Raw genomic sequence first — 12,291 nt, 5'->3', positions numbered from 1 at the left:
ACAGCGGCAGACCGTTCCCTCCAAGGGGAAATCCCGCGGCGACTTGCGCAAAGCCCCCGCCCGGCCTAGAAGCCGGGCTGAATGCGAAAAGGGGAACGCCATGGGCTTCAAGATGGGCATTGTCGGCCTGCCGAATGTGGGCAAATCGACGCTCTTCAACGCGCTGACGCGCACCGCGGCCGCGCAGGCGGCGAACTTCCCCTTCTGCACCATCGAGCCGAATGTGGGCGAGGTGGCGGTGCCCGATCCGCGGCTGGACAAGCTGGCGGCGATTGCCGGGTCGAAACAGATCATCCCCACGCGCATCACCTTTGTCGATATCGCGGGCCTGGTGCGTGGCGCGTCCAAGGGCGAGGGCCTGGGCAACCAGTTCCTCGCCAATATCCGCGAATGCGACGCCATCGCCCATGTGCTGCGCTGTTTCGAGGATGGCGACATCACCCATGTCGAGGGCCGCATCGACCCGGTTGCCGATGCCGAGACGATCGAGACGGAGCTGATGCTGGCCGATCTCGAATCGATCGAACGGCGCCGGGCCAACCTTGCCCGCAAGCTCAAGGGCGCCGACAAGGAAGCCGCTGATCAGGATCGCCTGCTGGCACTGGCGCAAGAGGCGCTGAACAACGGCCAGCCCGCCCGCACGGTCAAGGTGGCCGAGGATGACCAGAAGCAATGGCGCATCCTGCAATTGCTGACCGCGAAACCCGTGCTTTATGTCTGCAATGTCGAGGAGGCGAGCGCCGCCGAAGGCAACAGCCAGTCGGCCCGCGTGGCCGAGATGGCGGCGCGGCAGGGCGCGGCAACCGTGGTGATCTCTGCCCGGATCGAGGAAGAGATCAGCCAGTTGCCCGATGACGAAGCCACGATGTTCCTGGAGGAGATGGGCCTGCACGAGGCCGGGCTCGACCGGCTGATCCGCGCCGGCTATCAACTGCTGGGCTTGCAGACCTATTTCACCGTCGGCCCGAAAGAGGCCCGCGCCTGGACCATCACCAGCGGCACGCTGGCGCCGCAGGCGGCGGGCGTGATCCATGGCGATTTCGAAAAGGGCTTCATCCGCGCCGAAACCGTCGCCTATGACGATTACATCGCCCATAACGGCGAGGCCGGCGCCAAGGAGGCGGGCAAGTTCCGCGTCGAGGGCAAGACCTATGAGGTGAAGGACGGCGACGTCCTGCATTTCCTGTTCAACGGCTGATCCCCGGCGCGACGCGATCCGATCCTTCGTCGAAGGATCGGGCGCCCGGCCTTCAGGGGCGGGACAAGCTGTCGCAGGGCGGGGCGCGCGGTTTTGACATGGGTCAAAGTCGCAAAGGGGCGGTGCGGGCAGTCTGGCGGCGAACGCGTCTGCCCGCATGAAAGGGGTGCCCGACATGACCCGCCTGATGATGATCATCTTTTCCATGGCCTCGACCGCGCTGATGGGCGCCTTCATCGTCGCGGCGCTGACCATGGGCATGGTCACGCTCAAGCCCATTCTGGTTGCCGCCGTTCTGGGCTTTGTCGCCGCGATCCCGGTCAGCTGGTTCGTTGCGCGACAGATTTCCGGCTGATCCGGCGGGATCACGCGACGGAAGGGCCACGCCCGGACGTAGGATCTTCACGTCACATCGTAACAGGAGTGCCCCATGCCGACCGGATATTCTCGCAGCCAGATCGTGCTGCACTGGCTGACCGCCTTGGTCATCCTCTGGCAGTTTGTCGCCAATGACGCCATGGGCGCCGCCTGGCGTGCGGTGCGGCAGGGCAATACGCCCGCCTTCGACCCGCTGGTTCTGGCGCATGTCGCCGGGGGGGTGATCGTCCTGGCCTTTGCGCTGTGGCGGCTTGTCCTGCGCAAGACGCGCGGCGCGCCGCCCCCGCCCGCCGATGAGGCCCCCGCGCTCAAGCTCGCGGCGGCGGCGACGCATATCGGGCTTTATCTCGTGATGATCCTGCTGACCGTCTCGGGCGGGATGGCATGGTTCGGCGGCGTCACCTCGGCCGGCGAGGTGCATGAGGTGCTGACCACGCTGCTTCTGGTGCTGATCGGGCTGCATGTGGTGGCCGCGCTCTGGCACCAGTTCTGGCTGCGCGACGGTTTGATGGACCGGATGCGCCGCGCCGAATAAGGCGCGGCGGGGCGGGTCTCAGGCATCGAGGAAGACGCGCAGCGTCTCCTCGAATTCGCGGGGCTTGTCGGCATGAAGCCAGTGCCCCGCCCCCGCCAGCTTGGCGAAATGCGCCGCCGGAAACAGCGCGCGGATCGCCGGGCGGTTTTCGGGCCGGACATAGTTGCTCTCGCTTCCCGACAGGAACAGCGCCGGTCCGGGGAATTGCCCCTCCGGGTCGTGCCAGCCGACGATCTTTGGCATCTCTGCCTCCAGCACGTCGAAATTCAGCCGCCAGCGCGGGCCGCCCTCGGCCCGCAGATCCAGCGATTGCAGGAAAAAGGCCCGCAGCGCCGGGTCGTGCACGGTCAGCGCCAGGCGGCGATCGGCCTCGGCCCGCGCCTCCAGGCCGCGCAGATCCATCGCGCGCATGGCCTGGATATACTGGGTCTGGTCATGGCCATAGGCGACCGGCGCGATATCGGCGACAACCAGCCGCCGCACCCGTTCGGGCCAGGTCAGCGCCAGCGTCATCGCGGCCTTGCCGCCCATGGAATGCCCGATCACATCCGCGATGCCGCCCTCGGCCGCGATCACCTCGGCCAGATCGGCGGCCAGATCGGGGTAGCCATGCGTCGGCAGATGCGGGCTGCTGCCATGGTTGCGCATGTCCACCGCCAGCACGTCGCGCCGGGCCGACAGGCGCCGGGCGATGACGTTCCAGTTGCGGGCAGAGCCGTAGAGCCCATGCGCGATCAGGATCGGCGGCAGATCGGCCGAAGCGGCGTCGGGGGCGATGGCGGGGTGGCGCAGAACGGTCAGCATGCCCCCTGTGTAGCGGCTCTGCCCGCGCGCGGCCAGACCCGTTGCACCCTGACCGCCGGCTGCTTAGACTGCGCGAAAACAGCCGGGGCAGGACAGATGAGCGCGATCACGATTCAGCAGATGGCCGACCGCGTGGCAGGGCTGATGGAAGACCGGCTGCGCCTGCGCGGGGCCGGGCTGGCCGAAAAGCTGCGCAGCGGCGGGCGGCGCCTGCCGCGCAAGGTGCGGGCCGCGGCCGAGGAACTGGCCACCGCCGCGCATATGTCGCAAAACCCCAAGCTGCTGCTTCAGATCGACGAGGGCCGCGTGGCCGAGGCCTATGACATCTGCCTGCGCCACCTCGCGCCGCTGGGGGCGGCCAGCCGGCGCAAGGGGCTGATCGGATCGGTCGCGGCGCAAGTGGCCTTTGGCCTGATCGTGCTGGCCGGCGCCGTCATCCTGGTGATGAAGGCGCGCGGGCTGATGTGAGCCCCCCTGCCCCCGCCCGGCGGGCCGGGGGTCACATGAACTGTTCATGCGTCAGCCGTTCTTCAAGCCCGTGACCGGGATCGAACAGGATGCGGTGACGGATCGCGGGTTCGGAGCGGATCTCCACGCTCAGCACATCGCGGAAGGATCGGCTGTCGGCATCGGCCATGACCGGACGCTTGGCGGCCTCCAGCACGTCGAAACGCACCACCGCCGTCTTGGGCAACAGCGCGCCGCGCCAGCGCCGGGGGCGAAAGGCGGCCATCGCGGTCAGCGCCAGCACATCCGACCCCATGGGCAGGATAGGCCCATGCGCCGAATAGTTGTAGGCGGTCGATCCCGCCGGGGTGCAGACCAGCGCACCGTCGCAGACCAGTTCCGGCATGCGTTCGCGCCCGTCCACGCTGATGCGCAGCTTGGCGGCCTGCGGACCGGCGCGCAGCAGGCTGACCTCGTTGATGGCCAGCGCGTGATGCTGCCGCCCATTGGCCGACACCGCCGTCATGGCCAGCGGGTTGATCGCGGTTTCCTCGGCGGCGCGCAGCCGGTCCTCCAGCCCGTCCTCGCCATAGGCATTCATCAGAAAGCCGATCGTGCCGCAATTCATGCCATAGACCGGCAGGCCAAGGCTCTGCGTCTCGTGCAGGGTCTGCAACATGAACCCGTCGCCACCAAGCGCCACGATCGTTTCGGCCGATTTCACCGGCGCATCGCCGTAACGCGCCGAAAGCGCGGCATAGGCCGCCAGCGCGGCGGGGCTGGTGCTGGCCCGGAAACTGATGCGCATCGGCCTCTCCCTTGTCGCGTTGCCAGTCTTGGCCCCGCCCGCCGGCGAAGGCAAGAGGCGCGCCAGATTTGCCGCAGGTCGCTTTCTGCCCTTTGCAGCCGCCGCTCCCATGGTCTAAAGGTCGCGCAAACGGCCCAGCACAACAGGAGACGCCCCCATGAGCGCCAGCCGCGACCCCGGTTTCTTCACCGAAAGCCTTGCTTCCCGCGACCCGGAGCTGTTCGGCTCGATCACCGATGAGCTTGGCCGTCAGCGCCACGAGATCGAGCTGATCGCGTCGGAAAACATCGTCTCCCGCGCCGTGATGGAAGCGCAGGGTTCGGTGATGACCAACAAATATGCCGAAGGTTATCCCGGCAAGCGCTATTACGGCGGCTGCCAGTTCGTCGATGTGGCCGAGAATCTGGCCATCGAACGCGCCTGCAAGATGTTCGATTGCGGCTTTGCCAATGTGCAGCCCAATTCGGGCAGCCAGGCCAACCAGGGCGTGTTCAACGCGCTGCTGAAGCCCGGCGACACCATTCTGGGCATGAACCTTGCCTCGGGCGGTCACCTGACCCATGGCGCCGCCCCGAACCAGTCGGGCAAATGGTTCAACGCCGTGCAATATGGCGTGCGCAAACAGGATAGCCGCATCGACTATGACGAGGTCGAGGCCCTGGCCGTCGAACACCAGCCCAAGCTGATCATCGCCGGCGGCTCGGCCATTCCGCGCCAGATCGACTTTGCGAAATTCCGCGCCATTGCCGACAAGGTCGGCGCCTATCTGATGGTGGACATGGCGCATTTCGCGGGCCTCGTGGCCGGCGGGCAGCATCCCTCGCCCTTCCCCTATGCCGATGTGGCGACCACCACCACCCACAAGACCCTGCGCGGCCCGCGCGGCGGCATGATCCTCACCAATAACGAGGAGATCGCCAAGAAGGTCAATTCGGCCATCTTCCCCGGCATCCAGGGCGGCCCGCTGATGCATGTCATCGCCGCCAAGGCCGTGGCCTTTGGCGAGGCGCTGCGGCCGGAATTCAAGGCCTATGCCGCGCAGGTCGTGACCAATGCGCAGGCGCTGGCCGATCAGCTGATGAAGGGCGGGCTGGATATCGTCACCGGCGGCACCGACACCCATGTCATGCTGGTGGACCTGCGCCCGAAAGGCGTGAAGGGCAATGCGACCGAAAAGGCGCTTGGCCGGGCCAATATCACCTGCAACAAGAACGGCATCCCCTTCGACCCGGAAAAGCCGACCGTGACCTCGGGCGTGCGCCTGGGCACCCCGGCCGGCACCACCCGCGGCTTCGGTGAGACCGAGTTCCGCCAGATCGCCGACTGGATCGTCGAGGTGGTGGACGGGCTGGCCGCCAATGGCGAAGACGGCAATGGCGCCGTCGAGGCCGCCGTGCGCGCCAAGGTCGAGGCGCTGTGCGAGAAGTTCCCGCTCTATCCGACGCTGTGATCTGACACCAGGATCGGGGGCGCGCCAAATCCGCCGCGCCCCCCTTGATCGACCGCCGGAGGGGTTTTGCACCCCTCCGGACCTCCCCGCAGGATATTTTTGAACAGATGAAGCAAGGGGCGCCGCGGCGCGATTCCGCCTTGCATCCCCCTGGCGCCCGTGAAAGCCTGCGGGCAAAGGCGCGCCGTTTCGATGCTTCCCATCCTCCTCAAGACCCTGCCCTTCTTTGCCCTGATCGCGGTCGGCTACCTGGCCGGGCGGCGCAATTTCTTTCCGCCCGAAGGCGTGGCCTGGCTGACGAAATTCGTCTTCTATTTCGCGTTGTCGGCGATGCTGTTCCGCTTTGCCGCCACGCTCAGCCTGTCGGAGATCTTCGATCTGCCCTTCGTGCTGGCCTATCTGTCGGCCTCGGCGCTGCTTTATGCGCTGGTCATGATCCTGTCGCGGCTGCGCGGGCGCGGGCTGGAGGAAGCGGCGATGGAGGCGCAATGCGCGCAATCGGGCAATACCGGCTTTCTGGGCGTGCCGATGCTGGTCGTGCTGCTGGGGCCGGCGGCGGCGGGGCCGGTCCTGATGGTGCTGACGGTGGACATGGTGGTGTTTTCCTCGCTCATCACGCTGATCATCACCGGGGCGCGGGGCGGCGCGCTTGGGCTGGGCACGCTGAAGGCGCTGGCGCTTGGCTGGCTGCGGAACCCGATGGTGGTGTCGATCGTGGCGGGGCTGGTCTGGTCGGGACTGCATCTGCCGCTGCCCGGGCCGGTGAACGATTTTCTGGCGATCCTGGGCGGGGCGGCCACGCCCGGTGCGCTGTTTGCCATCGGCGCCTCGCTGGCCGGGCGCGGGCTGACGCGGCTGCCCGATGCGATCTGGCTCTCGGTCGCCAAGCTGGTGCTGCATCCGGCGCTGGTGGCCATCGCGGCCTTCCTGATCTTTCCCGTGGAGCCGGTCGCCGCCGGCGTCATGGTGGCCGCGGCCAGCCTTCCGGTGGCGGGAAATGTCTATATTCTGGCCCAGCATTATGGCGTGGCGCCGCAGCGCGTTTCGACCGCCATCCTGATTTCCACCGCGGCCAGCATCCTGACCGTGACGACGATCATCGCCTGGATCACAGGCTGAGGAGGACCGATGAAAACCATCAGCGAGAACCGCGCCTTTGGCGGCGTGCAGGGCGTCTATACCCATTCATCCGCGCTGTGCGACTGCGACATGACCTTCGGCCTGTTCCTGCCCGAACAGGCCGAAAGCGGGCCGGTGCCGGTGGTGTGGTATCTGTCGGGCCTGACCTGCACGCATGAGAATGCGATGGTGAAGGCCGGCGCGCAGAAATGGGCGGCCGAGGCGGGGCTGGCCATGGTGTTTCCCGACACCTCGCCGCGCGGGCCGGGCGTCGCCAATGACGAGGCCTATGATCTGGGTCAGGGCGCGGGTTTCTATGTAAACGCGACCGAGGCGCCCTGGGCGCCGCATTTCCGCATGTGGGATTATGTGACCGAGGAATTGCCCAATATCCTGTTCTCGGCCTTTCCTGTGGCGGAGGAGCGGCAGTCGATCATGGGGCATTCCATGGGTGGCCATGGCGCGCTGACCATCGCCATGGGCTTTCCGGGGCGGTTCCGGTCGGTTTCGGCCTTTGCGCCGATCGCCAACCCGACGGCAAGCGATTGGGGGCGCAAGCAGTTCACCGCCTATCTGGGCCCGGATGAAAGCAAATGGGCGCCGCATGACGCGACGCTTTTGATGCGCAAACGCGGTTTTGACGGGCCGATCCTGATCGACCAGGGCGCGAGCGACCAGTTCCTTGACCTGCTGAAGCCCGAGGCCCTGGCCGAAGCAATGGCGGCGCGGCGGCAGGGCGGCATCCTGCGGATGCAGAAGGGCTATGATCACAGCTATTTCTTCGTCTCGACCTTCATCGAGGATCACATCGCCTTCCATGCCGCGGCGCTTTATGACTGAGCCGCGGCTGTTCATCGACGCCGATGCCTGCCCGGTGAAATCCGAGGCCGAGACGGTGGCCACGCGCCACCGTATCCGCATGGTGCTGGTGTCGAATGGCGGGATCCGGCCCTCGGCCAATCCGCTGGTCGAAAGCGTCTTCGTGCCCGACGGGCCGGACGAGGCCGACAAATGGATCGCGGCCCAGGCCGGGCCGGGCGATGTGGTGGTGACATCGGACATTCCGCTGGCGGCGAAATGCGTGGCGGCGGGGGCCGCCGTGCTGAAACCCAATGGCGAGGCGCTGACTGCCGCGAATATCGGCATGGCCCTGGCCACGCGCGACCTGATGGCCGATCTGCGCAGCGCCGATCCGTTCCGCCAGGGCGGCGGGCGGCCGTTTTCCAGGGCCGACCGATCGCGGTTTCTGGATACGCTGGACCGGCTGTTGCGGGCGGCGCGGCGCTAGGCGGGCCTCTGCGCGGGCCTCTGCGCGGGCTCTTGACCCCGGAGGGGTTTTGCACCCCTCCGGACCTCCCCGCAGGATATTTGGGAACAGATGAAGGGGCAGCGGCATCTTATGTCGCGGGCGGGACAGATCCGGGGCCGGGCCGGCGGGATGCTGCGGCATGACCAGCCTTTCGCCCGCCCCTTCCAGCCTGAATGGCATCCTGTTTGCCGTGGCGGGCGCGGCCATCCTGTCGGTCAATGATGTGGCGATCAAGGCGCTGTCGGGATCTTATGCGCTGCACCAGGTGATCCTGACGCGGTCGGGGATCTCGCTTCTGGTGCTGCTTCTGGTCATGCGCTTGACCGGCGGATTTCACCAGTTGCGCACGCGGCGGCCGGGGGCGCATCTGATCCGGGTGTCGCTGGTGATGCTGTCGAACATCACCTATTTCCTCGGGTTGGCGGCGCTGCCGCTGGCCGATGCGGTGGCCATCGCCTTTGTCAGCCCGCTGGTGGTGACGCTGCTTTCGGTGCTGGTGCTGGGGGAAAAGGTCGGGCCGCGGCGCTGGACGGCGGTGATTGTCGGGCTGCTGGGGGTGTTGGTGATGATGCGGCCGGGCAGCGGGGTGCTGCATCCGGCGGCGGTTCTGGTGTTCCTGTCGGCCTTCACCTATGCCGCGACCCATATGATGACCCGCCGGATGCGCGACAGCGAAAGTGCTGCGACGTTGAATTTCTATGTGCAGATGGGGTTCATCCTGGTCAGCACCACGATGGGGCTGACGGTGGGGGACGGGCATCTGGCCGGATCGGCGAACCCGTCGCTTGCCTTTCTGTTTCGCGGCTGGATCTGGCCGCCGCCCGCCGACTGGCCCGCCTTTCTGGCGACCGGGCTGGCGGTCGGCATCGGTGGGCTCTGCGTGAGCCAGGCCTACCGGCTGAGCGAGGCCGCCACCATCGCGCCCTTTGAATATGCCGCGATGCCCCTTGCGATTTTCTGGGGGCTGGTGATCTTTGGGCAGGTGCCCGATGCAACGGCTTGGGCCGGTATGGCGCTGATCTGCGGCGCCGGGCTATACGTTCTGGGGCGCGAAGGCGTCTTGAGGAGACAGCGATGACGACCGAGGCGGTGATCTTCGACATCGGCAATGTGCTGATCGAATGGAACCCGGAACGCTTTTACGACTGGCAGATCGGCCGCGCCGACCGCGAGGCGCTGTTTGCCGAGGTCGATCTGCACCGCATGAACGATATCATCGACGCGGGCGGCCCGTTTCGCGAGACGATCTATGAATGGGCCGATTGCCACCCCGACTGGCGCGACGAGATCCGCATGTGGCACGACCACTGGATCGAGATGGCCTCGCCCCGGATCGACGGCTCGGTCGCGCTGTTGCGGGCGCTGCGGCTCAAGGGGGTGCCGGTCTTTGCGCTGACGAATTTCGGCATTGATTCCTTTGCCTATGCGCAAACGCAATACGATTTCCTGACCGAATTCGACCGCGCCTTCGTCTCGGGCCATATGGGGGTCACGAAACCCGCGCCGCGCATCTTTGAAATGGTCGAGGCCGATTGCGGCATCGCGCCCGGGCGGTTGCTCTTTGTCGATGACCGCCCCGACAATATCGCCGCCGCCGAGGCGCGCGGCTGGGCCTGCCACCGCTTTGACGGCTGGCAGGGCTGGGCGCGCCGGCTGGTGGCCGAGGGATTGCTGACCGAGACGGAGGCCGGGCTGTGACGATGCGGATGATCGGACCCGAGGTCGAACCCCGGCTGGACTGGCTGGCGCTATGCGCCGCCTTCGAGGCCGGCCACGCCCTGCCCCGCGCGGAAATCGCCGACAGTTTCCTGTATCGCGGCTCTGATACCATGCTGACCCGTGCGGCGATCATCGACGGGCTGGGCAGTCTGGTGAAATGCGCCACCGTCTTTCCGCGCAATGCGGCGCAGGGCCTGCCCACGATCAACGGCGCGGTCACGCTCTATGCCGACCGGACCGGCATGCTGGATGCGGTGGTCGATTTCCACCTCGTGACGAAATGGAAGACGGCGGGTGACAGCCTGCTGTCGGCGCGGCATCTGGCCCGGCCCGAGGCCCGGCAGATCCTGCTGGTCGGCGCGGGGGCGGTGGCGCGCTCCATGGTGGCGGCCTATGGCGCGGCCTTTCCCGGCGCCCGGTTCACCGTCTGGAACCGCTCCGCCCCGGCAGCCGAGGCGATGGCGCGCGATCTGGGCGTCGCCGTCGCCCCCGATCTGGCCGAGGCGGTCGCCGCGGCCGAGATCATCTGCACCTGCACCATGTCCACCGAACCGCTGATCCGCGGCGAATGGCTGCGCCCGGGCCAGCATCTCGACCTGATCGGCGCCTATCGCCCCGACATGCGCGAGGTGGACGACACCGCCCTGACCCGCGCCACCCTGTTCGTGGACAGCCGCGCCACCACCCTGCATCACATCGGCGAATTGAAAGATCCGATCGCGCGCGGCGTGATCTCCGAAGCCGATATCCAGGCCGATTTCTACGACCTGCCCGCCGGCCATTACCGCCGCCGCAGCGCCGAGGAAATCACCATCGCCAAGAATGGCGGCGGCGCGCATCTCGATCTGATGACCGCCGCCTATATCCTGCGCACGGCGCAGGCCGGCTGATCGCGCCGCCTGCGCGGGCAGAGGTCAGCGCAACGGGCGCAGCATGTCGCGATGCGGGATGCCCGCATCGTCATAGGCCGGGCCATAGGCGGCGAAACCCAGCTTTTCATAAAAGCCGATCGCATGATCCTGCGCGCTCAGCCGCACCGCGACCAGCGCGGGATCGCCCGCGAAATGCGCGATCCCCGCGCGGATCAGCGCCGCCCCCAGGCCGGTGCCCCGCGCCTCGGGCAGCACGCAGACCCGGCCGATCTTGCCGCTGTCCCCCTTGCGCAACAGCCGCGCAGTGCCGACCGGGCGCCCCGCGATCCTGGCCAGCAGATGCACCGCCTGCCCGTCAAGATCGTCAATCTCGTCCGCCTCGGCGATGCCCTGCTCGTCGATGAACACCGCGCGGCGCAGCGCGAGGCAAGTGTCGATCTCCGCCGTTTCCGCGATTTCCCAGCTCATGCGAAATAGTCCCGCAGGATGCGGCCATAGATCGCCTTCAACTGCACGATCTGCGCCACCTCCACCCGCTCATCGACCTGGTGCATGGTCTTGCCCACCAGCCCGAATTCGACGACCGGGCAATGATGCTGCACAAAGCGCGCGTCCGAGGTGCCGCCCGAGGTCGAAAGCTCGGGCACGCGGCCCGTCTCGGCCTGCACCGCGCGCGCCACCATGTCGGACCATTCCCCCGGCGGGGTCACAAAGCTTTCGCCCGAGATCTGCACCCGCATGCCGATCCTGACGCCGGTTTCGGCCTCCACCGCCTGCGCATGGTCGCGCAGCCAGTCGGTCAGGCTGGCCCCGGAATGGGCATCGTTGAAGCGGATGTTCACCGTGGCGCTGCCGCGTGCCGGGATCACATTGGTCGCCGGATTGCCGCAGTCGATCGTGGTGATGGCCAGTGTCGAGGCATCGAAATGCGCCGTGCCCGTGTCCAGCGGCTGCGCCTCCAGCCGCGTGAGCAGCCGCACCAGTGCCGACATCGGGTTGCGCGCGCGATGCGGATAGGCGCTGTGGCCCTGCACGCCCTCGGCGGTGAACCAGCAGGTCATCGACCCGCGCCGGCCGATCTTCATCATCTCGCCCATCTCGTTCGGGCAGGTCGGCTCCCCCACCAGGCAATGCGTCATCCGCTCGCCTTCGGTCGCCATCCAGTCCAGCAGCGCGACGGTGCCATGTTCGGCATCCCCCTCCTCATCGCCGGTGATGGCCAGGATCACCGCGCCTTCGGGCGGGGTCTGGCGCACGAAATCCACCGCCGCCGCGACAAAGGCCGCGACGCCCGATTTCATGTCGGTTGCGCCGCGCCCCCACAGCACGCCCTCCAGGATCTCGCCGCCAAAGGGGTCGTGCGTCCAGGCCGCCGCATCGCCCACCGGCACCACATCGGTATGGCCGTTGAAGCCGAGACTGCGATTGGCACCCTTGGCGCCCCAGCGGGCAAAGAGATTGGCGATCCCGCCGCGATCGACCCGCGTGCAGGCAAAGCCCGCCTCCGTCAACACGCGCTCCAGCAATTGCAGCGCGCCGCCTTCGGCCGGGGTGACCGAAGCGCAGCGGATCAGATCGGCCGTCAGGCGCACCGGATCCAGGGGGGCGGGGGTCGGGGTCATCGCGTCTCCTTCCGGGCAGGCGGGGTGGGC

General features: G+C 67.4%; 15 protein-coding genes. 11 read left to right on the top strand and 4 right to left on the bottom strand.

The annotated features are described in order from the left end of the window. Positions 1-100 precede the first annotated feature (100 nt). From ychF to FOA17_RS05345, 3 genes are all read left to right on the top strand, one after another. The gene (ychF, locus tag FOA17_RS05355; RefSeq protein ID WP_149140424.1) at positions 101-1,198 is read left to right on the top strand and encodes a redox-regulated ATPase YchF; all 1,098 of its coding nucleotides are present in this window, start codon (positions 101-103) and stop codon (positions 1,196-1,198) included. Between the two features lie 175 nt (positions 1,199-1,373). After that, positions 1,374-1,553: a CTP synthetase gene (locus tag FOA17_RS05350; protein WP_149140423.1), complete on the top strand. Its 180-nt coding sequence runs from the start codon at positions 1,374-1,376 to the stop codon at positions 1,551-1,553. Between the two features lie 75 nt (positions 1,554-1,628). Next, entirely contained in the window at positions 1,629-2,111 is a 483-nt protein-coding gene (locus tag FOA17_RS05345) for a cytochrome b (protein ID WP_149140422.1), read from the top strand. 18 nt (positions 2,112-2,129) lie between these two features. Here the strand turns inward: FOA17_RS05345 and FOA17_RS05340 are convergent, their stop codons facing one another. Next, entirely contained in the window at positions 2,130-2,915 is a 786-nt protein-coding gene (locus tag FOA17_RS05340; RefSeq protein WP_149140421.1) for an alpha/beta fold hydrolase, read from the bottom strand. Between the two features lie 96 nt (positions 2,916-3,011). Here FOA17_RS05340 and FOA17_RS05335 point away from each other — a divergent pair, with 96 nt between their 5' ends. After that, a complete protein-coding gene (locus FOA17_RS05335) occupies positions 3,012-3,383 on the top strand; it encodes a hypothetical protein (RefSeq protein WP_149140420.1) in 372 nt (123 codons plus the stop codon). Between the two features lie 31 nt (positions 3,384-3,414). On the opposite strand, the gene FOA17_RS05330 is transcribed toward FOA17_RS05335, so the two are convergent. Continuing rightward, positions 3,415-4,170: an NAD kinase gene (locus FOA17_RS05330; protein WP_149140419.1), complete on the bottom strand. Its 756-nt coding sequence runs from the start codon at positions 4,168-4,170 to the stop codon at positions 3,415-3,417. 157 nt (positions 4,171-4,327) lie between these two features. Between FOA17_RS05330 and glyA the strand changes: the two genes are divergently transcribed. The 7 genes from glyA (at position 4,328) to FOA17_RS05295 (ending at position 10,657) form a co-directional block, all read left to right on the top strand. Next, positions 4,328-5,620 carry a serine hydroxymethyltransferase gene (glyA, locus tag FOA17_RS05325; protein ID WP_149140418.1) on the top strand — a complete coding sequence of 431 codons (1,293 nt, stop codon included), beginning with the start codon at positions 4,328-4,330 and terminating at the stop codon, positions 5,618-5,620. 192 nt (positions 5,621-5,812) lie between these two features. Then, the gene (locus tag FOA17_RS05320; protein ID WP_149140417.1) at positions 5,813-6,739 is read left to right on the top strand and encodes an AEC family transporter; all 927 of its coding nucleotides are present in this window, start codon (positions 5,813-5,815) and stop codon (positions 6,737-6,739) included. A 9-nt stretch (positions 6,740-6,748) separates the two neighbouring features. Further along, the gene (fghA, locus tag FOA17_RS05315; RefSeq protein WP_149140416.1) at positions 6,749-7,579 is read left to right on the top strand and encodes an S-formylglutathione hydrolase; all 831 of its coding nucleotides are present in this window, start codon (positions 6,749-6,751) and stop codon (positions 7,577-7,579) included. Next, positions 7,572-8,027 (top strand): YaiI/YqxD family protein, encoded by a 456-nt coding sequence (locus FOA17_RS05310; protein WP_149140415.1) that lies wholly within the window; start codon positions 7,572-7,574, stop codon positions 8,025-8,027. The genes fghA and FOA17_RS05310 overlap by 8 nt, the downstream gene beginning before the upstream one ends. 160 nt (positions 8,028-8,187) lie before the next feature. Beyond that, positions 8,188-9,126 carry a DMT family transporter gene (locus tag FOA17_RS05305; RefSeq protein WP_149140414.1) on the top strand — a complete coding sequence of 313 codons (939 nt, stop codon included), beginning with the start codon at positions 8,188-8,190 and terminating at the stop codon, positions 9,124-9,126. After that, a complete protein-coding gene (locus FOA17_RS05300) occupies positions 9,123-9,746 on the top strand; it encodes an HAD family hydrolase (protein WP_149140413.1) in 624 nt (207 codons plus the stop codon). Before FOA17_RS05305 ends, FOA17_RS05300 begins: the two co-directional genes overlap by 4 nt. Beyond that, positions 9,743-10,657 carry an ornithine cyclodeaminase family protein gene (locus tag FOA17_RS05295; protein WP_149140412.1) on the top strand — a complete coding sequence of 305 codons (915 nt, stop codon included), beginning with the start codon at positions 9,743-9,745 and terminating at the stop codon, positions 10,655-10,657. The genes FOA17_RS05300 and FOA17_RS05295 overlap by 4 nt, the downstream gene beginning before the upstream one ends. A 24-nt stretch (positions 10,658-10,681) precedes the next feature. Here FOA17_RS05295 and FOA17_RS05290 read toward each other — a convergent pair whose 3' ends face one another. Further along, positions 10,682-11,107 carry a GNAT family N-acetyltransferase gene (locus tag FOA17_RS05290; protein ID WP_149140411.1) on the bottom strand — a complete coding sequence of 142 codons (426 nt, stop codon included), beginning with the start codon at positions 11,105-11,107 and terminating at the stop codon, positions 10,682-10,684. After that, the gene (gene dapE, locus FOA17_RS05285; RefSeq protein ID WP_149140410.1) at positions 11,104-12,261 is read right to left on the bottom strand and encodes a succinyl-diaminopimelate desuccinylase; all 1,158 of its coding nucleotides are present in this window, start codon (positions 12,259-12,261) and stop codon (positions 11,104-11,106) included. Before dapE ends, FOA17_RS05290 begins: the two co-directional genes overlap by 4 nt. Positions 12,262-12,291: the final 30 nt, after the last annotated feature.

Origin of the sequence: Gemmobacter caeruleus (assembly GCF_008271655.1) — a bacterium.
Lineage (GTDB): Bacteria > Pseudomonadota > Alphaproteobacteria > Rhodobacterales > Rhodobacteraceae > Gemmobacter > Gemmobacter caeruleus.
The sequence above is the reverse complement of the archived record's forward strand: the minus strand, read 5'-3'. Positions and strand labels throughout refer to the sequence as shown.

Excerpts from the sequence above, each read along its gene's own strand:
- FOA17_RS05305 (WP_149140414.1), top strand. The coding sequence starts at position 8,188 with ATGACCAGCCTTTCGCCCGCCCCTTCCAGCCTGAATGGCATCCTGTTT.
- FOA17_RS05330 (WP_149140419.1), bottom strand. The coding sequence starts at position 4,170 with ATGCGCATCAGTTTCCGGGCCAGCACCAGCCCCGCCGCGCTGGCGGCC.
- fghA (WP_149140416.1), top strand. The coding sequence starts at position 6,749 with ATGAAAACCATCAGCGAGAACCGCGCCTTTGGCGGCGTGCAGGGCGTC.
- FOA17_RS05300 (WP_149140413.1), top strand. The coding sequence starts at position 9,123 with ATGACGACCGAGGCGGTGATCTTCGACATCGGCAATGTGCTGATCGAA.
- FOA17_RS05320 (WP_149140417.1), top strand. The coding sequence starts at position 5,813 with ATGCTTCCCATCCTCCTCAAGACCCTGCCCTTCTTTGCCCTGATCGCG.
- FOA17_RS05345 (WP_149140422.1), top strand. The coding sequence starts at position 1,629 with ATGCCGACCGGATATTCTCGCAGCCAGATCGTGCTGCACTGGCTGACC.
- dapE (WP_149140410.1), bottom strand. The coding sequence starts at position 12,261 with ATGACCCCGACCCCCGCCCCCCTGGATCCGGTGCGCCTGACGGCCGAT.
- FOA17_RS05340 (WP_149140421.1), bottom strand. The coding sequence starts at position 2,915 with ATGCTGACCGTTCTGCGCCACCCCGCCATCGCCCCCGACGCCGCTTCG.
- FOA17_RS05350 (WP_149140423.1), top strand. The coding sequence starts at position 1,374 with ATGACCCGCCTGATGATGATCATCTTTTCCATGGCCTCGACCGCGCTG.
- glyA (WP_149140418.1), top strand. The coding sequence starts at position 4,328 with ATGAGCGCCAGCCGCGACCCCGGTTTCTTCACCGAAAGCCTTGCTTCC.
- FOA17_RS05310 (WP_149140415.1), top strand. The coding sequence starts at position 7,572 with ATGACTGAGCCGCGGCTGTTCATCGACGCCGATGCCTGCCCGGTGAAA.
- FOA17_RS05335 (WP_149140420.1), top strand. The coding sequence starts at position 3,012 with ATGAGCGCGATCACGATTCAGCAGATGGCCGACCGCGTGGCAGGGCTG.
- FOA17_RS05290 (WP_149140411.1), bottom strand. The coding sequence starts at position 11,107 with ATGAGCTGGGAAATCGCGGAAACGGCGGAGATCGACACTTGCCTCGCG.
- ychF (WP_149140424.1), top strand. The coding sequence starts at position 101 with ATGGGCTTCAAGATGGGCATTGTCGGCCTGCCGAATGTGGGCAAATCG.